This is a genomic window from Pseudomonas sp. 28 E 9, from assembly GCF_900004785.1.
Taxonomy (GTDB): domain Bacteria; phylum Pseudomonadota; class Gammaproteobacteria; order Pseudomonadales; family Pseudomonadaceae; genus Aquipseudomonas; species Aquipseudomonas orientalis_A.
In genome coordinates this window covers 100,468-122,356 of the sequence record NZ_CVTK01000051.1, presented here as the reverse complement: position 1 = coordinate 122,356, position 21,889 = coordinate 100,468, and the positions used below count along the sequence as shown (strand labels likewise).

Genomic DNA, 21,889 nt, shown 5'->3' with positions numbered 1-21,889 from the left:
TTCTCACACTAGCGCGTTTCGTTTTGCCATCTCGATAAGCTCAACTAAAGATTGGGCTTTTAGTTTTTGCATTAAACGCTTTTTATAGGTGCTGACTGTTTTATTGCTCAGGAACATGCCTTTGGCTATTTCCTTGTTAGTGCGACCTTGTGCAAAAAGTTGCAGGACCATGAGTTCGCGGTCGTTAACGGCTTTGAATAGTTCCAGCTCCTGAGTGTCCGCGCCTTCCGTTCCATTTGCATTCAATGCCTGGCTGGGGAAGTAGTTGTAACCGGATAGTACGGCACGAATGGCGCTCAGCAGTTCGGTCAGGTCGCCTTCCTTGCAGACATAACCGTCAGCGCCGGAACGCATGCAGCGCGTGGCGAACAGGGTTGGGCACTGGGCCGTGAGCACCAGGGTTTTCATCGAAGTGTTCATGGCGTTGAATCGGCAAAGTACTTCGAGGCCGTCAAGTTTCGGGATGCTGATATCCAGAACTACCAGGTCGGGCAGGCATTCACGGACCATTTGTATGGCATCGCATCCGTTATCCGTTTCTCCAACGACTTTGTAGCCTTCGTGTTCCAGTAACATTCTGATGGCAAGCCGTATAACGGGGTGGTCGTCGATAATAAAAACGGTGTTCATAATCAAATTCCATGCAGGTGCAAATAAAGCGGTCACATTAGCTCAGAAGAAGCGACAGCAGCATGAAGCGAGGGGCGAACAAGTACAAAACAGGAAGTTTCCTACGTCAAAAAAGGTAGAATCCTACAAGTCGATCGGTAATTGTGAAACTTGATGTTTGGGCTTTCAGGGTGTCTGGCATGGCCAGCGGTCAAAAGCGTTTTGCGGCGATGATTACGTTATTTTTCGCAGTTGATAAGGTTAAAGTTCTTACTTTGACAGGGGTTAAGTCAAGACCATTAAACTTGCAAGTTCATCTCTGTTTAACGGTTTTGACAAACAGCCCAGCAGTGGAAGGTTGCGCTGCGCAGCTTGTGTGGTCAGTTTGAGCAATTCCGTCGCTGGTAGGCTGCTCAATAAAATCGCACTGGTAATAAATTGACCGCGGCTGGCGATCTCCACCAGTTCCAGACCGGGCAGGTCGGGCAGGCATTGGTCGCATAACATCAAGTCGTAAGAGAACTTGCACTGAGTCATTGTGCGTATGGCCTGCTCCGCATTTTCCACGGGGGTGAGTTGGTCGAAACCGAAGCTTCTCAGCAAGCACTGGGTGGCCAGGAGTTGAAAGGGATGATCCTCCACCAGAAGAATACGAAGGGGGTGTCTGGGCATAAAGAGCACACAGTAAGTCAAGCATCGATGGGAGCGTGGGGGTTGCTCGTCTGGTTCACGGCGGCGTGCGTGATTATTCCTCGGGAATATGTACGAATTCGATCAGGCCGCTCTGTTCCCATCGTAGGGCAATTCCTTTAGGGCGCAGGGCGGCGTGGTCAGGACGTTATTGTGGACTGGAGCGCCCGGTCATTTCCCGCGCCATCTCGGTGGCATAGCTGTCGGTCATGCCGGCGATGAAGTCGATCATGCGCAGGAACGAGGCGTGCAACGACCAGGCGGGGTCTGGCGCGCTGTTGCCCAGCAAGTCGAGGATGCGCCGGTTCTTGAACGACGGCGTACGCCCACCGTGTTGCTCCAGGGCCGCACCGCAAAATGCGTTCAGCAGAATCTCCAGGGTGGTGTAGGCGCCGATTTCATGCAGGGTCTTGCGCTTGTCCTGGAAGATTTTCTTGCGCGCCATGTCCTTGGCATCCAGTACGCAACGCTTTGCCGGACCGTGCATGTGTTCAACCAGATCGCCAGGCAGGGTGCCGGCGAGCAGCGCGTCCTGCTGTTCGACGAAGGCACGCGCCGCCGCGTTGGTCAGGTGCTCAATGGCCTTGCCGCGCAGGATCGCCAGCTTGCGACGGCGGGAGTCCGACGCGCCCAATTGTCGATACGTCTGCGGCAGGTCATCACCCACCAGGTCGAGCAGCAGTGACTCGACTTCGGCGTACTCCAGCAACTCCATTTCCAGGCCATCTTCCAGGTCGATCAACGCATAGCAGATGTCGTCGGCGGCCTCCATCAAGTACACCAGCGGGTGGCGCGCCCAGCGTTGTTCCTCCAGTTGAGGCAGGCCGAGTTTTTGCGCGATCTGTTCCAGAATCGGCAGCTCACTCTGGTAGCAGCCGAACTTGTGTTTCTTGTAGCCCAACGAGTCCGCGTGGCGGGCAGTCCAGGGGTACTTGAGGTAGGTGCCCAGGGTGGCATAGGTCAGCCGCGTGCCGCCGTCGAATTGATGATACTCAAGCTGGGTCAGTACGCGGAAACCCTGGGCGTTGCCTTCGAAGTTGAGAAAATCATTGCGCTCGGCGCTGCTCATGTCATCCAGCCAGCCGCGCCCGGCGGCCTGCTGGAACCAGTGGCGAATCGCGTCTTCGCCGGAGTGCCCGAAGGGCGGGTTGCCGATGTCATGGGCCAGGCAGGCCGATTGCACCACCATGCCCAGATCGCTCGGATCGCACCAGTCGGGGAGGGCACCGCGCAGCGTTTCGCCGACGCGCATGCCAAGGGAGCGCCCCACACAACTGACTTCCAGCGAGTGGGTCAGGCGCGTGTGGATATGGTCGTTGCTCGTCACCGGATGCACTTGGGTCTTGCGGCCCAGGCGACGGAAAGCGCCAGAGAAAATAATGCGATCATGGTCTTTGTGGAAAGGGCTGCGGCCCAGTTCTTCAGGGCTGTGCAGCGGCTTGCCAAGACGTTCGCGGGTCAACAGGGTGGGCCAATCCAAGGCGGGTACGCTCCGTACGGTAAATGACAGTTGCAGCTTCCCGTTTCCACGCAGGCGGGGCAAGCGCAAATGTTGAAGTCGATTGTTTCGATAGCGATGAACAACAAGTCCTGGCCGCCGTTGCGCAAATGGCCCGGCGGTCAGGACGTGGTGTTGAACGAGCGGGGCTTATCGTTTGCGCGAGGCGCCTTGCATGGCCAGCTTGATCAGCGGAATCAACCCGGCCCCCAGCCGTACCAGGCGCGTTACGCTGCTGATACTGCCGCCCTTGGCGCCTTTGCCGGTAAAGAACCCCATCAGGGTCACCGCCGCCACGCCCCACAGCGGCGCGTGCTTGATGCCCAGGCTGTCCTGCCAGTTGTGACGCATGTCGCGCACTCTGTGCAGGGGCGCCATGAGTTGCTGGGATTCATGCCGGATTTCCTGACGGTGCATTTCCATGCGCAGGCGAATCAACGCCTTGCGCATTTCCCGACGGGACGTGTTTTGCGGTTCAGGCAGGCTCATGGCAACAGGCGCTCCCGGTCATTGGCCAGTTCTTCGAGGGTGGCATGGAAAGGCGTGGACTCATCGAACACCGCCGCTTTCAAGCGTACCCCGCAGAACGCTGCGGCCAGGGTGTAGAACACACACAGACAGATGATGCCGGTGAGGCGGTAGCCGGTGTCCCACACCAGGATCATCACCAGTGTCGATAACCCTACCAACAGCAGCAGGGCAAACACCAACGCAAGGCCGGCGAACAGCAGCAGGCTGACGGTACGTGCCTTCTGCTCCTGCAGCTCGATGCCAAAGAGTTCGACATGGCTGTGCAATAAGCCGAGGACGGCAGCGCCCAGTCGGCGGGAAGTGGTACCTGCGCCCTTTGACGAGCTGGATTCGTCGATAGCCATGATATTAGCGCCTGGTAGCCAGCAGACCGATCAAAAAGCCTACGCCGGCAGCGATGCCGACGGACTGCCACGGGTTGGCCTGCACGTAGTCTTCCGTTGCAGTGATAGCCGCCTGGCCGCGCTCACGCAGGGAGTCTTCGGTCAACTGCAGGGTTTCGCGAGCCTTGAGCAGGCTTTCATGGATCCTGGTACGCAGCTCATCGGCCTGGTCACCGGCCAGGACGGCGGTGTCGTCGAGTAACCTTTCGGTATCGGCGACGAGGGTCTGAAAATCCGCCATCAGTATTTCTTGAGCAGTCTTTGCTGATTTACCGGCCATGGTTATCTCCGTGTGGCTGTTCTGTACGTGTGGTTTCGAGTCGCGGGGTTTGCCGAAGGTTCACTGCGATTGTGTGGTACCGCTTTTGCTTTGCCCTGGTGCGCACGCCCTAGGGCTGCGCTCAATCCGGGCGGTCGCGGCGCAAGCCTTGAAAAACCTTACCCTAATTAACTCAAACTCGCGCAAATAGGTACCGCCCTTGGCGTCGCTGTCGCGCTGGTCGGCGGCCTGCGGGTATATAGCGTGCTCAAGCGCCTTTGCGGGCCGCGTTGGGCTTAGAATGGTGAGGTGTTTTCCATCCGAGTGCATTTGCCATGCTTGCTGAATGCCAGCTGTTCGGCACCCTGGGTTGCCATCTGTGTGAAATTGCCGAAGCCGAAATCATGCCGCTCGTCGAGCACGGGTTGCTCGTGGAGCTGGTGGATATCACCGATCCCGACGACCTGACCGAGGTCTACGGCCTGCGGATTCCGGTGCTCAGGCGGGTGGACACGGGGGCTGAGCTGGACTGGCCGTTCGACACTGAACAGGTTGTCGCTTTCCTGCGCTGACGTTTATGCGATGGCGAGTTTCCGAATATTACGTTACTGTATGTTTGTACAGCGATTGAATAGAGGGAACGCCCGTGGTGAATGTTGAACAACTGAAAAGCAGCGTCAATCGCATGTCCGCCGACATCGTGCGCGATGCGGTGAACGAGCTGCGCCTCGATGGCCTGGTCACGGAAGGCAAGACGCCCTTCAACAAGGTGCATTTCAACACCTGTTTCGCGGAAATCGAAGCGCTGTTCCAGCGTGCCGGTTATCACAAGCAGCTGGACGTGGTGGGCTATCAGGGCCTGCTCTACGCACTGTACGACCCGGGCCGTTGGGAGGCCGTGGACGTACTGCGCTGGCTTAAGGAGTTTACCGAGGCGGCGAGCGCTTCACCGGTTTTGCGCGTGCAACTGGCCAAGGCCTGAGATCTCTCCTAGGCTCAATCCCGCGCCATGCGGGATAATGCCCGCCTGTTTATTTCCAGGCCTTGAGCATCTGCATGTCCACTTCCGGTTTTTCCCCGTCACAGCACCAAGCCAGCACCTTGTACCTGCCGCCTGGTCCGTGGGCAACGGTGCTCGATTGCCTGTGCGAGCATTTCCCGGCGATTGCCCGTGAACAATGGCTGGACCGCATTGCCCGTGGCCGGGTGCTCGATGGCAATGGGCAGCCCATCAGCCTGGGCCTGGCTTACAGGGAAGGCCTGTGCATCCATTACTTTCGTGAAGTGCCCAACGAGAAAGTGATTCCCGTACAGGAAACCATCCTGTACGCCGATGAGCATCTGGTGGTGGCCGACAAGCCGCATTTCCTGCCGGTGACCCCTGCGGGCGAGTATGTCGAGCAGACGCTGTTGCGTCGTTTGATCCGGCGCCTGGACAACCCCGCCCTGGTGCCCCTGCATCGCATTGACCGGCATACCGCAGGGCTGGTGCTGTTCTCGGCCAATCCCGCCACCCGCGCGGCTTATCAGCAACTGTTTCCCACGCGGCGCATCGATAAATTCTACGAAGCCATTGCCCCGGCCTTGCCTGACCTAACGTTCCCGCTGGTGCACAAGAGCCGGTTGGTGGACGGTGAGCCTTTCTTCCGCATGCAGGAAGGCCCCGGTGCCAGCAATACCGAAACGGCGGTGCAGGTGCGCGAAAAACAGGGCGATCTATGGCGCTACGGTCTGTTCCCGGTCACCGGCAAGAAGCACCAGTTGCGTGTGCACATGACCGCGCTCGGGGCGAGTATCTGCAATGACCCGTTCTATCCCGAGGTGATCAAGGACGCCAGGGACGATTACGCCAACCCGCTCAAGTTGCTGGCCCAGGGCGTGCGTTTCATCGACCCGGTCAGCGGCCAGGAACGCAGCTTTCGCAGTGAACTCACCCTGGACTGGTAAGCGCCGCAAACGACAAGGCCCGCGCGAGGCGGGCCTTGTGGGCAAGCGGTAAGGCTTACAGGTCTTTAACGGTGCGAACCTGATCCTTGTTGATGCGGGTGCGCTTGCCGTCAAGCTGTTGGAATTCATAGAAGCCCGAATCTTCGTCAAATTTCGGGGTGTCGACGGCCTGGATTTCGCGACCGTCATTCAGGGTGATCACTGTCGGCGAGGCGCAACCGGCGAGGGTGGCGAGGCCCAGTGCAAGCATGAGAGCGGCGATGGTCCGTTGAGTCATGAGTTTGTCTCCGAGAGAATACTTTTAAAATGCTGACCTTGTGACGTGTGCAACGCCGGCAAAGTTCCTGATGCAAGGCTCATTCTGACACGCCAGGCCTTGTGTGCAACAGGTCCGGTGTATTGAGGTTGGCCAGGCGCGGTTCATCGGCCGGGCATTCCAGGCCCACGGCGCCCAGCTGCAGCAGGATTTTACGCGGGCTGCGTTCGCCCCCTTGCCAGGCCTGCTCCACCTGATCCTTCAAGGCGACAGGGATGATGCACAGCAAGGGTTCCCAGAACTCGCCATGGCGGACCATCACCGGAACCTGCCGGTTGAGTCGTGCTGTCGCACGCAGGTCGGCCAGCAGTCGCGCATCGAGGTGCGGCACATCGCAGGGCAGGATCAGCAAGTGCCCATGGCGTGCGGCGAAGAGTCCCGCACGGATACCGGCAAGTGGTCCGGGAAAGTCCGCGCTGTCGTCGCTCACCAGTTGATCGGCATAGGCTGCATACCGCCCATGGTTGCGGTTGCACGAGATGATCAGGTCGTCCGTGAGCGGCCGTGCCAGGCGTTGCAGGTGCGCAATCAAGGGCTGGCCGTGCCACTCCAGCAGGCCTTTGTCCTGGCCGCCCATGCGCTGGCCACGACCGCCGGCCAGCAACAGAATCGAGCAGGGCAGGGGTAAGGATTCAAGAGGCATGAAGGTTCCGCTGCGGCAGGTAAACAGAGGCTTGTGATATAACATCGGGCTGTTCCTTCGACAACCGGACCGTGCCATGAAAGCCAAGGCTGATGCGCCTTTCGTACCTCTGAATATCGCTGTATTGACCGTCAGCGACACCCGCACCCTGGACACCGACACCTCGGGCCAGGTCTTCGTCGACCGCCTGACCGCCGCCGGCCATACCCTGGCCGAGCGCGTGCTGCTCAAGGACGATCTTTACAAAATCCGCGCCCAAGTTGCCCACTGGATCGCCGAAGACGTGGTGCAGGTGGTGCTGATCACCGGCGGCACCGGCTTTACCGGCCGCGACAGCACACCCGAAGCGGTGAGCTGCCTGATGGACAAGCAGGTCGATGGGTTTGGCGAGCTGTTCCGCCAGATCTCGGTGGCCGATATCGGCACCTCCACCGTGCAATCGCGCGCCCTGGCCGGCCTGGCCAATGGCACCCTGGTGTGCTGCCTGCCGGGCTCCACCAATGCCGTGCGCACCGGTTGGGACGGTATCCTGGCTGAACAACTGGATAACCGTCATCGGCCGTGCAATTTCGTGCCGCACCTGAAGCAGGCCCAGCCCTGTGAAACCCGTGGATAAGCCCGGCAAAACCGGCGCCTTGATGCCGGTGGAAGCGGCTTTGCAGCGTTTGCTGGACATGGCCGACGCCGCGCCGATCCGCGAGCGCGAAACCGTGCGCCTGGCCGAGTGCGATGGCCGCGTATTGGCACAGGACCTGATCTCCACCCTCGACCTGCCACCCTGGCCCAACAGTGCCATGGATGGCTATGCCCTGCGCGTCGCAGACTGGGCCGGCGCGCCTTTGCCGGTCAGCCAGCGTATTTTTGCCGGCACTGCGCCTGAGCCGCTGGCGCCCGGCACCTGTGCACGCATCTTCACGGGGGCGCCGGTGCCTCAGGGCGCGGACTGCGTCGAAATGCAGGAAAACGCGATCATTCACGACGATGAGCGAGTGAGTTTCAGCGAGCCGTTGCAAGCGGGCCAGAATATCCGTGCGCAAGGCCAGGAGACCACGGTCGGCGAGTTGGTGTTGCCGGCAGGTACGCGCCTGGGCCCGATCGAACTGGGCCTGGCCGCTTCGCTCGGGCGTGATCGCCTGGACGTGGTGCGCCGTGTGCGCGTGGCGGTGCTGTCGACCGGCGATGAGCTGATCGAGCCTGGATTGCCCCTGGGGCCGGGCCAGATCTACAACAGCAACCGCCGCGTGCTGTGCAGTTGGCTGACGCGCATGGGCTGCGAAGTGATCGATGCTGGCATCCTGCCGGACGACCTGGAACAGACCCGCACGCGGTTGGCCGGACTGGGCAGCGTCGACTTGATCCTGTCCACGGGCGGTGTGTCGGTGGGCGAGGCGGATTTTTTGGGCATTGCTCTGCGTGAAGAGGGCGAGCTGGCGCTGTGGAAACTGGCGATCAAGCCGGGCAAGCCGCTGACCTTCGGGCATTTTCGTGGCGTGCCGGTGATCGGCCTGCCCGGTAACCCCGCGTCGACCCTGGTGACGTTTGCGTTGTTGGCTCGGCCTTACCTGCTGCGCCGCCTGGGTGTGGAGGATGTGCAGCCATTGCGTTTCGACGTGCCGGCCGGGTTCGTCTGGGCCAGGCCCGGCAACCGTCGCGAGTACTTGCGCGGACGCATCGAGCAGGGCAAGGCGATCATCTACCACAACCAGAGCTCCGGTGTGCTGCGCAGCGCAGCGTGGGCTGAAGGATTTGTGGAGGTGATGGAAGGGACCACATTAGCCGTCGGCGACCGAGTCAATTTCATTCCCCTGAACGAAGTCCTGAACTGACCTGGATCTGAATGTGGGAGGGGGCTTGCCTTAAGGCTTTTTGTAGGAGCGAGCTTGCTCGCGAAAAACTCACAGGCGCTGCGTTCATTCAGAAAGCACGCGTTATCGTTGAGGTTTTTCGCGAGCAAGCTCGCTCCTACAGACGGCGATGTACGCTTGACTGGCCGGTAGCTTGTGGATTACTCAGTAATCATCCCCACGCTCGGTGACATCGCGCTCCACCGGCCCCGCATCCGGGTCGTATCCCACGGGGAACTTGCCTTTCAGGGTCCACGCGAACGCAATGATCTCTGCGACTGTGCGGTACAACTCCTCTGGAATGCTGTCGCCCAGCTCCATGCGCGCCAGCAGCTTCACCAACTCGGCATTTTCATAGATGGGCACTTCGTTTTCCCGCGCCAGCTTGAGGATCGCTTCAGCCAAGGCCTCGTCGCCCTTGGCGGTCAGGGTGGGCGCTTGTTGGCCATCGTACTTGAGGGCAATCGCCTGGCGGGGAGGGGTAGCGTTCTTCATGCGGTTTCATCCACCCAGCGTTGTTCCAGTCCGGTTTTTGGCCCGCGCGGCGGGCTGCCGAGGTGGCAATCCAGGTCGCCGACGTCGAGCCCGGATGCCACCAGACGCTCGCGCAGGCTGCCCAAGTGATTTTCGATCAGGCTGGCGGTGAAGGCGCGGGTCGCCCACAACTGGCTGGACAGTTTGCCCTGGGTCAATTGCGCCTGCACCTGCAACGGCCCCAGCGGTTCCATATCGAACGCCAGTTCGACGCGCCAGAGCATGTGTTTGGCGTCTTTGCGGTCTTTGTGCTCGGGTTGCTCCTTGTCGGGCGCCGGCTCCTCGCGCTGGAACTTCACCTGCAAGGGGACGATGTCCTGCAGGCTGCGCATCGGGATTTCCAGTTGCCAGGTGGTTTGCAGGCGGCCGTCGGCGGTGGTGCCGGTCTGTTCCAGGCTCGACAGCTGATGGCTCTGCAATCGGGCAATCGCCCCGGCGGCCAGGCGCAGCAGGTTTTCCAGGTCGCCTTCGCCTTCAAGCTTGGCCATCAGCCGCTCGGGCAGTGGAAAGCTGACCGGGGCCTGCCGCGCGCTGACCTGGCCCAGCGTGTTCAGTGGGCTGCGCACAAAGTTGGGCAATACATGGGCCAGCGTGTTGGCCGCAAGAATGGCGTTCAGGTTGGTACTGGCAGGCAGGGCGGGCAGTAAGTCCGCGACAAGGCGCAGCAGTGCGCCCTTCATGTCCAGTGGCGGTATCTGGGGATTCTGCCCGGCGAGTAATCTGGCTTCCAGAAAGGCGCCGCTGTTCTGGATCACTTGAGCCAGGACTTTGGGGTTACTGACCTGTGCCAGGTCGGGCAATGCAGCGAGCAGACGGTCGGCGGCGGCGCGCAGGTCGGCGGACGTGCTGTCGCCACGGGGCAGGTTTTGCAGGGCGGTGAAGACCGCATCCAGGGAGCCCTGGCGACTTTGCTGGGTCGACAGTTGCTGGGTGACCGCCAATTGATCCTTGAGCCCGCTCAGCGGCACGAAATTGAGGGTCTGCGCGTTCTGTACCACTGCGCTGAGCAAACTGCCCACGCGCAGCGGTTGTGGGCTTTCCACCGTCAGTGTCGCGCCGGCCAGGGCGTTATTCAGCACCGTCACCAACGAACGATAGATCGCCGGTTGCGCCGTGCCCTGAGGCAGCATCTGGGTGGTCAGTACCTTGGCTTGCAACAGCGTACCTTCCGGGACCTTGGCCGTATCGATGCGGGTGAGGGCGGCGATGTTGGCACTCAAGGCCTGTTGCAGGCTGAGGGTCAGGTTGCCCGTTGGCGTCTGGCTCACCGCCACATTGCTGCCCAAGGGCAAGGGCTGGGCGCTGCTGGCCTGCACCAGTGTCTGGCGGCCGCCGTCCAGGGTCAGCTTGAGCAGCAACTGAAAGGCTTCACCGCCTTGTTTAAGGGCAATGACTTCGGCATTCGCGGTTTTCCCAGGGTCGATCAGCCCGACCTGCGGCTCCAGCAGTTTGAGCAGTGCCCCAGGCGCAGGCGCAGGGCTTTGCCCGGCTGGCGGGGTGGGAGGAAGCGTAGGAAGGTTGATCTCGCCGGTCATGGTGCGCATCGTCTCTGGGGAAATTGCTCTCTTTAGCGTAAGGCATCGCATGTATAATGCCGCCCGTCTGCAAAGAGAGCGCTAAAAACCTCACAACTATTTGATCCAGCTCTCTAAAATCGGTCGCCAAAGCCGTTATTGTGCTCCTTTCTATAACGGCCGCTGCACCGCCGACTTGAACCGTAAAGGCCCGCGATCTCTTGACCAGCCCTCTTCTTGAAGCCGTAGCGCTCTCCTGTGAACGCGACCTGCGCCTGCTGTTCGAGCACCTCGACCTGCGCCTGGCGGGCGGTGACATGGTGCAGGTCAGCGGGCCCAACGGCAGCGGCAAGACCAGCCTGTTGCGCTTGCTGGCCGGGCTGATGCAGCCGACGGCCGGGGTTGTGCGCCTCAACGGCAAGCCTCTCGCCGAACAGCGCACAGAACTGGCGCGCAGCCTCGTGTGGATCGGCCATGCCGCCGGTATCAAGGACGTGCTCACGGCCGAAGAAAACCTCAGTTGGCTCAGCGCCCTGCATCACCGCGCCAGCCGTGACGCCATTTGGCAGGCCCTGGCTGCCGTGGGCCTGAAGGGCTTTGAAGATGTTCCCTGCCACACCCTGTCCGCCGGCCAGCAGCGCCGGGTGGCCCTGGCCCGTTTGTACCTGCCGGGCCCGCCGCTGTGGATCCTCGACGAACCCTTCACCGCGCTCGATAAACACGGGGTCGCCCAGCTCGAGGAGCACCTGGCGAGGCACTGTGAGCAGGGCGGTACGGTGCTGCTCACCACCCACCACAGCCTGACGCGCCTGCCCGCCGGTTACCGTGAGCTGGATCTGGGACGGTGGTCGGCATGAGCGTATTCGCCCTGTTGGTTGCCCGCGAAGCACGCCTGTTGTGTCGTCGCCCGGCCGAACTGGCCAATCCGCTGGTGTTCTTTGCCATCGTGATCGCCTTGTTCCCGTTGGCGGTCGGTCCCGAGACTAAACTGTTGCAAACCTTGTCCCCGGGACTGGTGTGGGTCGCGGCGCTTTTATCCGTGTTGCTCTCGCTGGACGGGCTGTTTCGCAGTGATTTCGAGGACGGCTCCCTGGAACAGTGGGTCCTTTCGTCGCACCCGTTGCCACTTCTGGTACTGGCCAAGGTGCTGGCACACTGGGCTTTTTCCGGCCTCGCGCTGGTGTTGCTTTCGCCGCTGCTGGCGCTGATGCTGGGCTTGCCCGTCGAATGCTTGCCGGTGCTGCTCCTGTCCTTGTTGCTCGGTACGCCGGTGCTCAGCCTGTTGGGGGCGGTGGGCGCAGCGTTGACCGTCGGTTTGAAGCGCGGTGGCCTGTTACTGGCCCTGCTGATTCTGCCTTTGTACATCCCGGTTTTGATCCTCGGCAGCGGTGCGTTGCAGGCCGCGCTGATGGGGATGCCGGTGACCGGTTACCTCCTGTGGCTTGGCAGCCTGGCCGCCCTGGCGGTAACCCTGACACCCTTTGCCATAGCGGCCGGCCTGAAGATCAGCGTCGGCGAATAATGAGGTCTGGCCAGGCGTTACACGCTTGGCCAGTAAAGACCCTACGCTTCTTGCCATGACAAGAAGCAACCGTGAGAAACAGCAATGAACTGGACCTGGTTTCACAAGCTCGGCTCGCCCAAATGGTTCTATGGCATCAGCGGCAAACTGCTGCCGTGGTTGAGCGTCGCCGCCGTGTTGCTGATCGGCATCGGTCTGGTCTGGGGCCTGGCCTTCGCGCCGCCGGACTACCAGCAAGGCAACAGCTTTCGCATCATCTATATCCATGTGCCCGCCGCCATGCTGGCGCAGTCCTGCTACGTGATGCTGGCGGTATGCGGCATCGTCGGCCTGGTGTGGAAGATGAAGCTTGCCGACGTCGCCCTGCAATGCGCCGCGCCCATCGGGGCGTGGATGACCGCCGTGGCGCTGGTCACCGGCGCGATCTGGGGCAAACCCACCTGGGGTTCGTGGTGGGTGTGGGATGCGCGGCTCACGTCGATGTTGATCCTGCTGTTCCTGTACTTCGGCCTGATCGCCCTGGGCAATGCGATCAGCAACCGCGACAGCGCCGCCAAGGCCTGCGCGGTGCTGGCGATTGTCGGCGTGATCAACATCCCGATCATCAAATACTCGGTCGAGTGGTGGAACACCCTGCACCAGGGCGCCACCTTCACTCTCACCGAAAAACCGGCAATGCCGGTAGAAATGTGGGCACCGCTGCTGCTGATGGTGCTGGGCTTCTACTGCTTCTTCGGCGCCGTGCTGCTGATGCGCATGCGCCTTGAAGTGCTCAAGCGTGAGGCTCGCACCAGCTGGGTCAAGGCCGAAGTTCAAGCCTGCCTGGGAGCGCGAGGATGAGTTTTGCTTCTTTCAGTGATTTTCTCGCCATGGGCCATCACGGCCTGTATGTCTGGACGGCCTATGGCATCTGCCTGGCGGTGCTGGCCCTCAACGTCGCCGCGCCGCTGCTGGCGCGCAAGCGTTACCTGCAACAAGAGGCGCGTCGTCTGCGCCGGGAGACCGAAAAGTGAATCCGCTGCGTAGAAAGCGTCTGTTGATCATTCTCGCCATCATGGCCGGCGTCGGCATTGCCGTGGGGCTGGCCTTGAGTGCCTTGCAGCAGAACATCAACCTGTTCTACACCCCGACCCAGATTGCCAATGGCGAAGCGCCGGTCGATACGCGCATCCGCGCCGGCGGCATGGTCGAAAAGGGCTCCTTGAAGCGTTCCGCAGACTCCCTGGATGTGAGTTTCGTGGTCACCGACTTCAGCAAATCCGTGACCATCACCTACCGTGGCATCCTCCCGGACCTGTTCCGCGAAGGCCAGGGCATCGTCGCCCTGGGCAAGCTCAACGCCAGTGGCGTGGTGGTGGCCGATGAAGTGCTGGCCAAGCACGATGAAAAATACATGCCGCCGGAGGTGACCAAAGCCCTCAAGGACAGCGGCCAATCCGCCCCAACCCCTGCCAAGGAGGGCTGAGTCATGAACGCCGCTTTGTTTATTCCCGAACTTGGCCAGTTGGCGATGATCCTCGCCCTGTGCTTTGCCATTGTCCAGGCCGTGGTGCCGTTGCTCGGCGCCTGGCGTGGCGATCGCCTGTGGATGAGTCTGGCGCAGCCGGCCGCCTGGGGGCAGTTCGCGTTCCTGCTGTTCGCTTTCGGTTGCCTGACCTACGCCTTTATGACCGACGACTTTTCCGTCGCCTATGTCGCCAATAACTCCAACAGCGCACTGCCCTGGTACTACAAGTTCAGCGCCGTGTGGGGCGCCCACGAAGGTTCGCTGCTGCTGTGGGCGCTGATCCTCGGCGGCTGGACCTTCGCCGTGTCGGTGTTCTCCCGCCAGTTGCCGCAGGTCATGCTGGCGCGGGTGCTGGCGGTGATGGGCATGATCAGCATCGGTTTTTTGCTGTTCCTGATCATGACGTCCAACCCGTTCAGCCGCATCCTGCCGCAGATCCCCGTGGACGGGCATGACCTCAACCCACTGCTGCAAGACATCGGCCTGATCGTGCACCCACCGATGCTCTACATGGGCTATGTCGGCTTTTCCGTGGCGTTTGCCTTCGCCATCGCCGCCTTGCTCGGCGGGCGTCTCGATGCGGCCTGGGCGCGCTGGTCGCGGCCATGGACCATCGTCGCCTGGGCCTTTCTCGGCATCGGCATCACCCTCGGTTCGTGGTGGGCCTACTACGAACTCGGCTGGGGCGGCTGGTGGTTCTGGGACCCGGTGGAAAACGCCTCCTTCATGCCCTGGCTGGTCGGCACCGCGCTGATTCATTCGCTGGCCGTCACCGAAAAACGCGGCGTGTTCAAGAGCTGGACCGTGTTGCTGGCCATCGCGGCATTTTCCCTCAGCCTGCTCGGCACGTTCCTCGTGCGTTCGGGCGTGCTGACGTCGGTGCATGCGTTTGCTTCCGACCCTGCGCGCGGCGTATTCATCCTGATTTTCCTGCTGTTTGTCGTCGGCGGTTCGCTGACGCTGTTTGCCCTGCGCGCGCCAGTGGTCAAGAGCCAGGTTGGCTTTAACCTGTGGTCGCGGGAAACCTTGCTGCTGGGTAACAACCTGGTGCTGGTGGTGGCGGCGTCGATGATTCTGCTCGGCACCCTCTACCCCCTGGTGCTGGATGCCTTGAGCGGCGCCAAGCTGTCCGTCGGCCCGCCGTACTTCAACGCCTTGTTCATTCCGTTGATGGGCCTGTTGATGGTGGTGATGGCGGTCGGTGTGCTGGTGCGCTGGAAAGACACACCGGTGAAATGGCTGGCCGGCATGCTGATGCCGGTGCTGCTGGGCAGTGTGGCCCTGGCCGTGATCGCCGGGGTTGCCTACGGCGACTTCAACTGGGCGGTGCTCGCCACCTTCCTGCTCGCGGCCTGGGTGTTGCTGGCCGGCGTGCGCGATATCGCCGACAAGACCCGCCACAAGGGCCTGATCAAAGGCCTGCCGACCTTGACCCGCAGCTACTGGGGCATGCAGATCGCCCATATCGGCATCGCCGTCTGCGCCCTGGGCGTGGTGCTGTCGAGCCAGAACAGCGCCGAGCGCGACCTGCGCCTGGCGCCCGGCGAGTCCATGGACCTGGGCGGTTATCAGTTCATTTTTGACGGCGCCAGACACTTTGAAGGGCCGAATTTCACGTCAGACAAAGGCACCGTACGCGTGGTGCGCAACGGTCAGGAAATCGCCGTGCTGCACCCGGAAAAACGCCTGTACACCGTGCAGAGTTCGATGATGACCGAGGCGGGTATCGATGCCGGTTTCACCCGTGACCTGTATGTAGCGTTGGGTGAACCCCTGGGCGACGGCGCCTGGGCGGTGCGCGTGCATGTCAAACCGTTCGTGCGCTGGATCTGGTTCGGCGGCTTGCTGACCGGGTTGGGTGGTTTGCTCGCAGCGCTGGACCGGCGGTATCGGGTCAAGGTCAAGAGCCGGGTGCGTGAAGCGCTCGGCATGGGAGCGGCGGTATGAAGCGTGGATTGATGGTGTTGCCGCTGGCGGCGTTCCTGGTGGTGGCGGTGTTTCTCTATCGCGGCTTGTACCTGGACCCGGCCGAGTTGCCGTCGGCCATGATCGGCAAGCCGTTCCCGGAATTCTCGCTGCCCACTGTGCAGGGCGACAAGCAACTGACCCGCGCCGACCTGCTGGGCAAGCCGGCGCTGGTCAACGTGTGGGGCACCTGGTGCATCTCCTGCCGCGTCGAACACCCGGTGTTGAACAAACTCGCCGAGAAAGGCGTGGTGATCTATGGCATCAACTACAAGGACGACAATGCAGCAGCCTTGAAGTGGCTGGCCGAATTTCACAACCCGTACCAGCTGGATATTCGCGATGAAGACGGCAACCTGGGCCTGAACCTCGGCGTCTATGGCGCTCCGGAAACCTTCTTTATCGACGCTAAAGGCGTGATCCGCGACAAGTACGTCGGCGTGATCGACGAGGTGGTGTGGCGCGAGCAACTGGCTGCCAAGTACCAGGCGCTGGTCGACGAGGCCAAACCATGAAGCGTCTGTTAGTCGCGGCTGTACTGGCGCTGGGCCTGGCCGGCGTGGCCCATGCCGCCATCGACACCTACGAATTCGCCAACGACGGTGACCGCGAGCGTTTCCGCGAGCTGACCAAGGAACTGCGCTGCCCCAAATGCCAGAACCAGGACATCGCCGACTCCAACGCGCCCATCGCCGCCGACCTGCGCAAGGAAATCTTCCGCATGCTGGGGGAGGGCAAGGACAACCAGCAGATCATCGACTTCATGGTCGACCGCTACGGTGATTTTGTGCGCTATAAACCGGCGCTTACCGGCAAGACCGCGCTGCTCTGGTTCGGTCCCGCCGGGCTGCTGCTGACCGGCGTGGTGGTGATGGCCGTCATCGTGCGCCGTCGCCGCGCCGCACCTGCCGATGGCAGCGACGCGCTGTCCCCCGAAGAGCGTAAACGCCTCGACCAACTGCTGGACACCAAGACCGATGATTGATTTCTGGCTCGCAGCCGGCCTGCTGCTGTTGATTGCCCTGAGTTTCCTGTTGATCCCTGTGCTGCGCGGCCGTCGTGCCCAGCGCGAAGAGGATCGCACCGCGCTGAACGTGGCGCTGTACCAAGAGCGCGTCGCCGAACTGCAAGTGCAGCGCGACGACGGCGTCCTGGATGCGGCGCAACTCGATACCGGCCGTGCCGAAGCTGCGCGTGAGTTGCTGGCCGATACCGAAGGCGTGGACAAACCGCGCGAATCACGCCTGGGCAAGCCGCTGCCATTGTTGGCGGCGTTTCTCGTGCCGGTGCTGGGCGTTGCGCTGTACCTGCATTACGGGGCGAGCGACAAGGTCGAGCTGACCCGCGAGTTCTCCCAGCCGCCGGTGTCGATGGCCGACATGACGCAGCGCCTGGAACGTGCCGCAGTGGCCCAGCCGGATTCAGCTGAAGGCCTGTACTTTCTGGGCCGCGCCTACATGGCCCAGGATCGCTCCGCCGATGCCGCCAAGGTGTTTGAACGCAGCGTTGCCTTGGCCGGTCGCCAGCCGGAGTTGCTCGGGCAGTGGGCCCAGGCGCAGTATTTTGCCGACAACAAACAGTGGTCGCCCAAGGTTCAGGCGCTGACCGACGAAGCCTTGAAGCTCGATCCAAAGGAAGTCACCAGCCTCGGCCTGCTCGGTATTGCCGCCTTTGAAGGTCAGCGCTATCAGGAGGCTATCGACTACTGGAACCGTCTGCTGGCGCAACTGCCACCCGAAGACAATTCCCGCGTTGCGCTGCAAGGCGGCATTGATCGCGCTGCGGAAAAACTCAGGGAGAGCGGCGGCGCTGTCGCGCAAAAGGCCGTGCTGAAAGTGCGCGTAGACCTGTCCGCCGAGGTGAAAGCCAAGGCCCTGCCAGGCGACAGCGTATTTATCTTCGCCCGCGCCGTCAGCGGCCCGCCTGCGCCGCTCGCGGCCAAGCGTGTCACCGTGGCCGAACTGCCTGTTACCGTGGAACTGGGCGATGCCGACGCGATGATGCCGCAGTTGAAACTGTCCAACTTCCCTGAAGTCCAACTGGTTGCGCGCATATCCCGGGCAGGTGTTCCAACCGCTGGCGAGTGGATCGGCCGCAGCCAACCCTTGGCCAGCAGCATGACTGCGTTGCAGCAGCTGACCATCGACAGTCCGGACAAGTAATTTAAGGAAACGCCCATGAACGCATTTGCACGTATGACCCTGCTCAGCCTCGTCGTGGGATTGAGCGCCTGTGCGGTTCACCGGCCACCTCCGGGCCCCACCGGCCCGACCATCCCACCGTCGGGCCCGTCGACCCAGCCCGACACCAAACCCTCCGGCCCGGTGACCCCGCCGCCCAAACCGCTGCCGAGCAAATCGCCGACCTTCGCCCCACCCCCAGGCGCCGCCAGCCACTGGGACGGCAAGATGCAGGTGTACGTCCTCGACGACCAGCCCGACACGTTCTACCGCCAGCGCACCTACTACCGCTGGAGCAACGGCTGGAGCCGCTCCATCAGCCCGAACGGGCCGTGGGAAGAGACCAGCGTGCAGGGCGTGCCACCAGGGTTGAGCAAGCAATACGCGCAATGACAAAAGGCCACCTTCGGGTCGCCTTTTTCTTGCCTCTGATTGATCGTTCCCACGCTCCGCGTGGGAATGCATCCCGTGACGCTCCGCGTCACCAGTGCGCAAAAAGCAGGACGCGGAGCGTCCAGAGCGGCACTCCCACGCGGAGCGTGGGAACGATCTTGTTATCAAGCTACAGGACACTCCCGGTTCAACGCCTCATTCACCAACAACTGTGCAATTTCCATCATCTGCACGATCGCCAGCACCTGCTTGCGGCCTGAGCCATCCAGATGCTCGGCGCAGTCGTACGCACAGACTGTCGCCGACTCCAGCATTTCGCTGGCATTGCTTAACGCCGCTTCGGTGCCGAGGCCGGGACGGACGGTGAAGATGAGGTTGGGTGAGGTTTGTGAAAGGTCATCCGAGCGGAATGATGGGGGATTTGGCGTAACCTTTTTCATGCAGTCAGTCTCCATTCAGTTGGAGCTCACCACATCCGCGACCAAGCAGAAGGGTGGCGAGCTGTACGCAGGTTGGTCGACCAGGGAATGGAAACCCGGCAGGGCCCTGAGCCCTCCCGCGCACAGCCCGCCATAACGCGAGCACAAGAATGCCGCTTGCGCGGCACTGTGCGCCATTCTAACCCAGGCGACCAAGCCTGATCGCTGATGAGCAGCGACTGCGAGAGGCTAACGGTGCGTTATAGCAACTGCAAGCCACGCAGATCGTAGGAAAGTTCCTGGCTGGCTCAAGCGTTGCGCCGTCTGAAATGAGACGAGGAAAGCAGCGCAGCCATCCACGTCTGTCATGGCTCACGCTTTCCCGGTAAGGTGACCACCGCCGGCCTGGTTGCCGGGCAATCGCTGGATATACTCTGCGGTACCGGGCAAACCGGCACAGGGCCAACCCGTGCGAAAACAAGCAAAGAGAGTGGTGTGATGGCAGGCAGGTTGATCTATCTCATCGGGCCATCGGGTTCGGGCAAGGACAGCCTGCTGGATGCCGCACGCCCTCGGTTGGCCGAGCGTGGCTGCCGCATTGTGCGCCGCGTGATCACGCGTTCGGCGGAAGCGGTGGGCGAGGCGGCGCAAGGCGTGAGCCCGGCGCAGTTTGCAGCGATGCAGGCGCAGGGCGCGTTTGCCCTCAGTTGGCAGGCCAATGGGTTGTCCTACGGCATTCCCAAGGAGATTGACGAGTGGCTGGCGGCCGGGGAGGACGTGCTGGTCAACGGCTCGCGCGCGTACCTTGCGCAAACCCGCGAGCGTTATCCGACGCTGCTGGTACTGCTGCTGACCGTTGATCAAGCCGTACTGCGCCAGCGCCTGGTCGCGCGCGGGCGTGAGTCCCTGCTGGACATCGAGGAACGCCTGGCGCGCAACGCGCAGTTCACCGAGGCGCTGATCGCCGCCAATGGCGCGGGTTTATTCGTGCTGGATAACTCCGGCCCGCTGGAACACACGGTCGCGCGCTTGCTGTGTTGCCTGGACCACGCGCACTCGGCTTGAGCCTGAAGCGGCGCCGAACCTCTCATCAATATCCGGTAAAACAACCGTCAGTCAGGCTTGGCCATTCTGTGCTTGAATAAATATAACTCTAGGGTTACGTTTATTCAGTCCGAGCCAAGGAGGCGACGGTGCAAAGCAGACTATTGATCAAGGAGTTGCTGGAAGCGGGCTGGGTGCTGGATAGGGTCACCGGCAGCCATCACCTTTTCACCCACCGCTATAACCCGTACACGATACCGGTGCCCCATCCGAAGAAGGATCTGCCGTTGGGCACTGTGAGAAGCATCAGGAAACGCGCCGGGCTGTTTCAGTTTTAAGGAGAGCATGCATGCAATACCCAATCTGTATCGAATGGGGCGATGACTTCACCGCCACCGGTATCCAGATCCCCGATATTCCGGGCGCCGTCACCGCCGGGGACAGTTTCGAAGAGGCCTACAACGCGGCCGTGGAAGTGGCGCACCTCATGCTGCAGGAGATTGCCGCAGAGGGCGGGGTGATTCCAATGCCAACCTCGGTTGCCACTCATCACGCCCATGAAGACTACGCCGGTATGGGCTGGGGCATGTTGGAGCTGGATATCTCGCCCTATCTGGGCAAGACCGAGAAGGTCAATGTGACCTTGCCCGGTTATGTGATCCAACGCATCGACCGTTACGTGCGTGAACACAACGTCAAAAGCCGCTCGTCATTTCTGGCGGATGCGGCTTTGGAGAAGTTGGTGCGTTCTTAAGCGTTGGCGACCGCTACCTGCCGCGACGCACTGAGGAACCGCAACAACGCCACCAGTGGGAAAGCACTGCCCACCAGCATCACGCCCAGCCAACCGCCGTGTTCGTACACGCTGCTGGCAATCGCCGAGCCGAAGGCACCGCCAATGAAGATGCTGGTCATGTACAGCGCGTTCAGGCGGCTGCGACTATGGGCGTCGAGGGCGTAGACGGCACGCTGGCCGAGGACCATGTTCATCTGCACGCAGAAGTCCAGTACGACGCCCGTTACCGCCAGGCCGATCACGCTGTACAGCGGGTGCACGAAGGCCGGCAGGAAACTCAGCGCGCCCAGCAGCATCGCCAGCAACGAGGCGCGGTGGGTGTGACCGGCATCGGCCAGCCGCCCGGCAATAGGCGCGGCGATGGCACCGATGGCACCGACCAGGGCGAAAATCGCGATCTGGGTCTGGCTGAGGCCGTGGTTGCGCACCAGTTCCAGTGGCGCGGCGGTCCAGAACAGGCTGAACGCGGCAAACATGCAACCTTGATAAAACGCACGCTGGCGCAATACCGGCTGCTCACGCAGCAAGGTACCCAGCGAACCCAGCAACTGGCCGTAACTGGCGCTGTGCGTCGGTTGGCGCTTGGGAATGGTCAGCATCAACACCACACTGATAAACGCCATCAATGCCGCCGCCGCCATGAACATCGCCCGCCAGCCGAAGTGGTCCGCCACCACGCTGGACACCGGTCGCGCCAGCAGAATGCCCAGCAGCAGGCCGCCCATGATGCTGCCGACCACCCGGCCACGGGACTCGGCAGGCGCCAGGTGTGCGGCCAACGGGATCAGGATCTGCACCGACACCGAACTGAAGCCGATCAGCAGCGACACCAGCAAAAACAGGTTGGGTTGCTCGGTGAACGCGGCGCCCAACAGGCTGGCGATGGCCACCACCGTGGTGATGATCATCAGCCTGCGATTTTCCAGCAGGTCCCCCAGCGGCACCAGGAAGAACAGGCCCAGGGCGTAGCCGATCTGCGTGAGCGACACGATCAGGCTGGCCATTGCCGGGGAGAGGCCGATGTCCGGCGCGATCAGTTCGATAATCGGCTGCGCATAGTAGATGTTGGCGACGATGGCGCCGCAGCAAAACGCAAACAGCATGACCATGCCTCGGGTCATGGTGCCGGCAGCGTGGGGGGTAGCATTCATGGGGTTCTCATGCAGGCGAAGGACGATGGGAGGAGAGAGTAAAGACATCGGCCGGCGCTGAGTAGGCCGCTTGTGATGATAACGGTCATGCCGCGAAATAATGATTCAACGCCAAACCAATGTGGGAGGGGGCAAGCCCCCTCC

At 61.7% G+C, this 21,889-nt stretch carries 30 protein-coding genes; 18 read left to right on the top strand and 12 right to left on the bottom strand.

Annotated elements, in window-relative coordinates; all coding sequences use genetic code 11:
* Positions 1-3: 3 nt before the first annotated feature.
* From BFQ00_RS19040 to BFQ00_RS19015, 6 genes are all read right to left on the bottom strand, one after another.
* A complete protein-coding gene (locus tag BFQ00_RS19040) occupies positions 4-630 on the bottom strand; it encodes a response regulator transcription factor (protein WP_065885160.1) in 627 nt (208 codons plus the stop codon).
* A 264-nt stretch (positions 631-894) separates the two neighbouring features.
* Positions 895-1,281 carry a response regulator gene (locus BFQ00_RS19035; protein ID WP_065894808.1) on the bottom strand — a complete coding sequence of 129 codons (387 nt, stop codon included), beginning with the start codon at positions 1,279-1,281 and terminating at the stop codon, positions 895-897.
* A gap of 166 nt (positions 1,282-1,447) precedes the next feature.
* On the bottom strand, positions 1,448-2,779 hold the full coding sequence (locus BFQ00_RS19030; RefSeq protein WP_065934390.1) for a deoxyguanosinetriphosphate triphosphohydrolase: 1,332 nt from the start codon (positions 2,777-2,779) through the stop codon (positions 1,448-1,450).
* Positions 2,780-2,947: 168 nt separating this feature from the next.
* Positions 2,948-3,286 (bottom strand): hypothetical protein, encoded by a 339-nt coding sequence (locus BFQ00_RS19025; protein WP_065885162.1) that lies wholly within the window; start codon positions 3,284-3,286, stop codon positions 2,948-2,950.
* On the bottom strand, positions 3,283-3,672 hold the full coding sequence (locus tag BFQ00_RS19020) for a phage holin family protein (RefSeq protein WP_057722765.1): 390 nt from the start codon (positions 3,670-3,672) through the stop codon (positions 3,283-3,285). The genes BFQ00_RS19025 and BFQ00_RS19020 overlap by 4 nt, the downstream gene beginning before the upstream one ends.
* 4 nt (positions 3,673-3,676) lie before the next feature.
* A complete protein-coding gene (locus BFQ00_RS19015; RefSeq protein WP_065885163.1) occupies positions 3,677-3,991 on the bottom strand; it encodes a DUF883 family protein in 315 nt (104 codons plus the stop codon).
* A 314-nt stretch (positions 3,992-4,305) separates the two neighbouring features.
* Between BFQ00_RS19015 and BFQ00_RS19005 the strand changes: the two genes are divergently transcribed.
* The 3 genes from BFQ00_RS19005 (at position 4,306) to BFQ00_RS18995 (ending at position 5,917) form a co-directional block, all read left to right on the top strand.
* The gene (locus BFQ00_RS19005) at positions 4,306-4,542 is read left to right on the top strand and encodes a glutaredoxin family protein (RefSeq protein ID WP_065885165.1); all 237 of its coding nucleotides are present in this window, start codon (positions 4,306-4,308) and stop codon (positions 4,540-4,542) included.
* A gap of 74 nt (positions 4,543-4,616) precedes the next feature.
* On the top strand, positions 4,617-4,952 hold the full coding sequence (locus tag BFQ00_RS19000; protein WP_065898050.1) for a transcriptional regulator: 336 nt from the start codon (positions 4,617-4,619) through the stop codon (positions 4,950-4,952).
* A gap of 74 nt (positions 4,953-5,026) precedes the next feature.
* Complete coding sequence (locus BFQ00_RS18995; protein ID WP_065934388.1) at positions 5,027-5,917, top strand: pseudouridine synthase; 891 nt, start codon at positions 5,027-5,029, stop codon at positions 5,915-5,917.
* Positions 5,918-5,972: 55 nt separating this feature from the next.
* Here BFQ00_RS18995 and BFQ00_RS18990 read toward each other — a convergent pair whose 3' ends face one another.
* Together BFQ00_RS18990 and mobA are read right to left on the bottom strand one after the other, a co-directional pair.
* Positions 5,973-6,194, bottom strand: coding sequence for a YgdI/YgdR family lipoprotein (locus BFQ00_RS18990; protein WP_005786486.1), 222 nt, complete (start codon positions 6,192-6,194; stop codon positions 5,973-5,975).
* A gap of 79 nt (positions 6,195-6,273) precedes the next feature.
* Positions 6,274-6,876, bottom strand: a complete 603-nt coding sequence (gene mobA / locus BFQ00_RS18985) for a molybdenum cofactor guanylyltransferase MobA (protein ID WP_065934421.1) — start codon at positions 6,874-6,876, stop codon at positions 6,274-6,276.
* Between the two features lie 76 nt (positions 6,877-6,952).
* Between mobA and moaB the strand changes: the two genes are divergently transcribed.
* Positions 6,953-7,492 (top strand): molybdenum cofactor biosynthesis protein B, encoded by a 540-nt coding sequence (gene moaB, locus BFQ00_RS18980; protein ID WP_065934387.1) that lies wholly within the window; start codon positions 6,953-6,955, stop codon positions 7,490-7,492.
* Positions 7,476-8,702 (top strand): molybdopterin molybdotransferase MoeA, encoded by a 1,227-nt coding sequence (gene glp / locus BFQ00_RS18975; RefSeq protein WP_065934386.1) that lies wholly within the window; start codon positions 7,476-7,478, stop codon positions 8,700-8,702. The genes moaB and glp overlap by 17 nt, the downstream gene beginning before the upstream one ends.
* Positions 8,703-8,885: 183 nt before the next feature.
* Here glp and BFQ00_RS18970 read toward each other — a convergent pair whose 3' ends face one another.
* On the bottom strand, positions 8,886-9,215 hold the full coding sequence (locus BFQ00_RS18970; protein ID WP_065934385.1) for an EscU/YscU/HrcU family type III secretion system export apparatus switch protein: 330 nt from the start codon (positions 9,213-9,215) through the stop codon (positions 8,886-8,888).
* Entirely contained in the window at positions 9,212-10,789 is a 1,578-nt protein-coding gene (locus tag BFQ00_RS18965) for a flagellar hook-length control protein FliK (RefSeq protein WP_065934420.1), read from the bottom strand. The genes BFQ00_RS18970 and BFQ00_RS18965 overlap by 4 nt, the downstream gene beginning before the upstream one ends.
* A 200-nt stretch (positions 10,790-10,989) precedes the next feature.
* On the opposite strand from BFQ00_RS18965, the gene ccmA reads away from it, so the two are divergent.
* From ccmA to BFQ00_RS18915, 10 genes are all read left to right on the top strand, one after another.
* Positions 10,990-11,625, top strand: a complete 636-nt coding sequence (gene ccmA / locus BFQ00_RS18960; RefSeq protein WP_065934384.1) for a cytochrome c biogenesis heme-transporting ATPase CcmA — start codon at positions 10,990-10,992, stop codon at positions 11,623-11,625.
* Entirely contained in the window at positions 11,622-12,290 is a 669-nt protein-coding gene (gene ccmB / locus BFQ00_RS18955; protein WP_065885198.1) for a heme exporter protein CcmB, read from the top strand. The genes ccmA and ccmB overlap by 4 nt, the downstream gene beginning before the upstream one ends.
* An 84-nt stretch (positions 12,291-12,374) precedes the next feature.
* Positions 12,375-13,130 (top strand): heme ABC transporter permease, encoded by a 756-nt coding sequence (locus BFQ00_RS18950; RefSeq protein WP_065934383.1) that lies wholly within the window; start codon positions 12,375-12,377, stop codon positions 13,128-13,130.
* Positions 13,127-13,303 carry a heme exporter protein CcmD gene (gene ccmD, locus BFQ00_RS18945; protein WP_065885174.1) on the top strand — a complete coding sequence of 59 codons (177 nt, stop codon included), beginning with the start codon at positions 13,127-13,129 and terminating at the stop codon, positions 13,301-13,303. The genes BFQ00_RS18950 and ccmD overlap by 4 nt, the downstream gene beginning before the upstream one ends.
* A complete protein-coding gene (gene ccmE / locus BFQ00_RS18940; protein ID WP_065894757.1) occupies positions 13,300-13,755 on the top strand; it encodes a cytochrome c maturation protein CcmE in 456 nt (151 codons plus the stop codon). Before ccmD ends, ccmE begins: the two co-directional genes overlap by 4 nt.
* A 3-nt stretch (positions 13,756-13,758) precedes the next feature.
* On the top strand, positions 13,759-15,744 hold the full coding sequence (locus BFQ00_RS18935; protein WP_065934382.1) for a heme lyase CcmF/NrfE family subunit: 1,986 nt from the start codon (positions 13,759-13,761) through the stop codon (positions 15,742-15,744).
* A complete protein-coding gene (locus BFQ00_RS18930) occupies positions 15,741-16,277 on the top strand; it encodes a DsbE family thiol:disulfide interchange protein (RefSeq protein ID WP_065885177.1) in 537 nt (178 codons plus the stop codon). Before BFQ00_RS18935 ends, BFQ00_RS18930 begins: the two co-directional genes overlap by 4 nt.
* A complete protein-coding gene (locus BFQ00_RS18925; protein WP_057722736.1) occupies positions 16,274-16,747 on the top strand; it encodes a cytochrome c-type biogenesis protein in 474 nt (157 codons plus the stop codon). The genes BFQ00_RS18930 and BFQ00_RS18925 overlap by 4 nt, the downstream gene beginning before the upstream one ends.
* A complete protein-coding gene (gene ccmI / locus BFQ00_RS18920) occupies positions 16,740-17,924 on the top strand; it encodes a c-type cytochrome biogenesis protein CcmI (RefSeq protein WP_065934381.1) in 1,185 nt (394 codons plus the stop codon). The genes BFQ00_RS18925 and ccmI overlap by 8 nt, the downstream gene beginning before the upstream one ends.
* Before the next feature lie 15 nt (positions 17,925-17,939).
* Entirely contained in the window at positions 17,940-18,335 is a 396-nt protein-coding gene (locus tag BFQ00_RS18915; protein WP_065898045.1) for a hypothetical protein, read from the top strand.
* Positions 18,336-18,499: 164 nt separating this feature from the next.
* Here the strand turns inward: BFQ00_RS18915 and BFQ00_RS18910 are convergent, their stop codons facing one another.
* Positions 18,500-18,775 (bottom strand): DUF6124 family protein, encoded by a 276-nt coding sequence (locus BFQ00_RS18910; protein WP_065934380.1) that lies wholly within the window; start codon positions 18,773-18,775, stop codon positions 18,500-18,502.
* Positions 18,776-19,252: 477 nt separating this feature from the next.
* On the opposite strand from BFQ00_RS18910, the gene phnN reads away from it, so the two are divergent.
* From phnN to BFQ00_RS18895, 3 genes are all read left to right on the top strand, one after another.
* Positions 19,253-19,819, top strand: coding sequence for a phosphonate metabolism protein/1,5-bisphosphokinase (PRPP-forming) PhnN (gene phnN / locus BFQ00_RS18905; protein WP_065934379.1), 567 nt, complete (start codon positions 19,253-19,255; stop codon positions 19,817-19,819).
* A gap of 128 nt (positions 19,820-19,947) precedes the next feature.
* Positions 19,948-20,136 (top strand): type II toxin-antitoxin system HicA family toxin, encoded by a 189-nt coding sequence (locus BFQ00_RS18900; protein WP_065934378.1) that lies wholly within the window; start codon positions 19,948-19,950, stop codon positions 20,134-20,136.
* Positions 20,137-20,147: 11 nt separating this feature from the next.
* Positions 20,148-20,552 carry a type II toxin-antitoxin system HicB family antitoxin gene (locus BFQ00_RS18895; protein WP_065894766.1) on the top strand — a complete coding sequence of 135 codons (405 nt, stop codon included), beginning with the start codon at positions 20,148-20,150 and terminating at the stop codon, positions 20,550-20,552.
* Here the strand turns inward: BFQ00_RS18895 and BFQ00_RS18890 are convergent.
* Entirely contained in the window at positions 20,549-21,745 is a 1,197-nt protein-coding gene (locus BFQ00_RS18890) for an MFS transporter (RefSeq protein WP_065934377.1), read from the bottom strand. The genes BFQ00_RS18895 and BFQ00_RS18890 overlap by 4 nt on opposite strands.
* Positions 21,746-21,889 lie beyond the last annotated feature (144 nt).

Excerpts from the sequence above, each read along its gene's own strand:
- BFQ00_RS18915 (WP_065898045.1), top strand. The coding sequence starts at position 17,940 with ATGAACGCATTTGCACGTATGACCCTGCTCAGCCTCGTCGTGGGATTG.
- BFQ00_RS18990 (WP_005786486.1), bottom strand. The coding sequence starts at position 6,194 with ATGACTCAACGGACCATCGCCGCTCTCATGCTTGCACTGGGCCTCGCC.
- BFQ00_RS19025 (WP_065885162.1), bottom strand. The coding sequence starts at position 3,286 with ATGAGCCTGCCTGAACCGCAAAACACGTCCCGTCGGGAAATGCGCAAG.
- ccmB (WP_065885198.1), top strand. The coding sequence starts at position 11,622 with ATGAGCGTATTCGCCCTGTTGGTTGCCCGCGAAGCACGCCTGTTGTGT.
- BFQ00_RS18950 (WP_065934383.1), top strand. The coding sequence starts at position 12,375 with ATGAACTGGACCTGGTTTCACAAGCTCGGCTCGCCCAAATGGTTCTAT.
- BFQ00_RS19015 (WP_065885163.1), bottom strand. The coding sequence starts at position 3,991 with ATGGCCGGTAAATCAGCAAAGACTGCTCAAGAAATACTGATGGCGGAT.
- BFQ00_RS18970 (WP_065934385.1), bottom strand. The coding sequence starts at position 9,215 with ATGAAGAACGCTACCCCTCCCCGCCAGGCGATTGCCCTCAAGTACGAT.
- BFQ00_RS18965 (WP_065934420.1), bottom strand. The coding sequence starts at position 10,789 with ATGACCGGCGAGATCAACCTTCCTACGCTTCCTCCCACCCCGCCAGCC.
- BFQ00_RS18910 (WP_065934380.1), bottom strand. The coding sequence starts at position 18,775 with ATGAAAAAGGTTACGCCAAATCCCCCATCATTCCGCTCGGATGACCTT.
- ccmD (WP_065885174.1), top strand. The coding sequence starts at position 13,127 with ATGAGTTTTGCTTCTTTCAGTGATTTTCTCGCCATGGGCCATCACGGC.
- BFQ00_RS18925 (WP_057722736.1), top strand. The coding sequence starts at position 16,274 with ATGAAGCGTCTGTTAGTCGCGGCTGTACTGGCGCTGGGCCTGGCCGGC.
- BFQ00_RS18930 (WP_065885177.1), top strand. The coding sequence starts at position 15,741 with ATGAAGCGTGGATTGATGGTGTTGCCGCTGGCGGCGTTCCTGGTGGTG.
- BFQ00_RS18890 (WP_065934377.1), bottom strand. The coding sequence starts at position 21,745 with ATGAATGCTACCCCCCACGCTGCCGGCACCATGACCCGAGGCATGGTC.
- BFQ00_RS18995 (WP_065934388.1), top strand. The coding sequence starts at position 5,027 with ATGTCCACTTCCGGTTTTTCCCCGTCACAGCACCAAGCCAGCACCTTG.
- ccmI (WP_065934381.1), top strand. The coding sequence starts at position 16,740 with ATGATTGATTTCTGGCTCGCAGCCGGCCTGCTGCTGTTGATTGCCCTG.
- BFQ00_RS19020 (WP_057722765.1), bottom strand. The coding sequence starts at position 3,672 with ATGGCTATCGACGAATCCAGCTCGTCAAAGGGCGCAGGTACCACTTCC.
- BFQ00_RS18935 (WP_065934382.1), top strand. The coding sequence starts at position 13,759 with ATGAACGCCGCTTTGTTTATTCCCGAACTTGGCCAGTTGGCGATGATC.
- moaB (WP_065934387.1), top strand. The coding sequence starts at position 6,953 with ATGAAAGCCAAGGCTGATGCGCCTTTCGTACCTCTGAATATCGCTGTA.
- mobA (WP_065934421.1), bottom strand. The coding sequence starts at position 6,876 with ATGCCTCTTGAATCCTTACCCCTGCCCTGCTCGATTCTGTTGCTGGCC.
- BFQ00_RS19040 (WP_065885160.1), bottom strand. The coding sequence starts at position 630 with ATGAACACCGTTTTTATTATCGACGACCACCCCGTTATACGGCTTGCC.
- BFQ00_RS19005 (WP_065885165.1), top strand. The coding sequence starts at position 4,306 with ATGCTTGCTGAATGCCAGCTGTTCGGCACCCTGGGTTGCCATCTGTGT.
- phnN (WP_065934379.1), top strand. The coding sequence starts at position 19,253 with ATGGCAGGCAGGTTGATCTATCTCATCGGGCCATCGGGTTCGGGCAAG.
- BFQ00_RS18895 (WP_065894766.1), top strand. The coding sequence starts at position 20,148 with ATGCAATACCCAATCTGTATCGAATGGGGCGATGACTTCACCGCCACC.
- BFQ00_RS19035 (WP_065894808.1), bottom strand. The coding sequence starts at position 1,281 with ATGCCCAGACACCCCCTTCGTATTCTTCTGGTGGAGGATCATCCCTTT.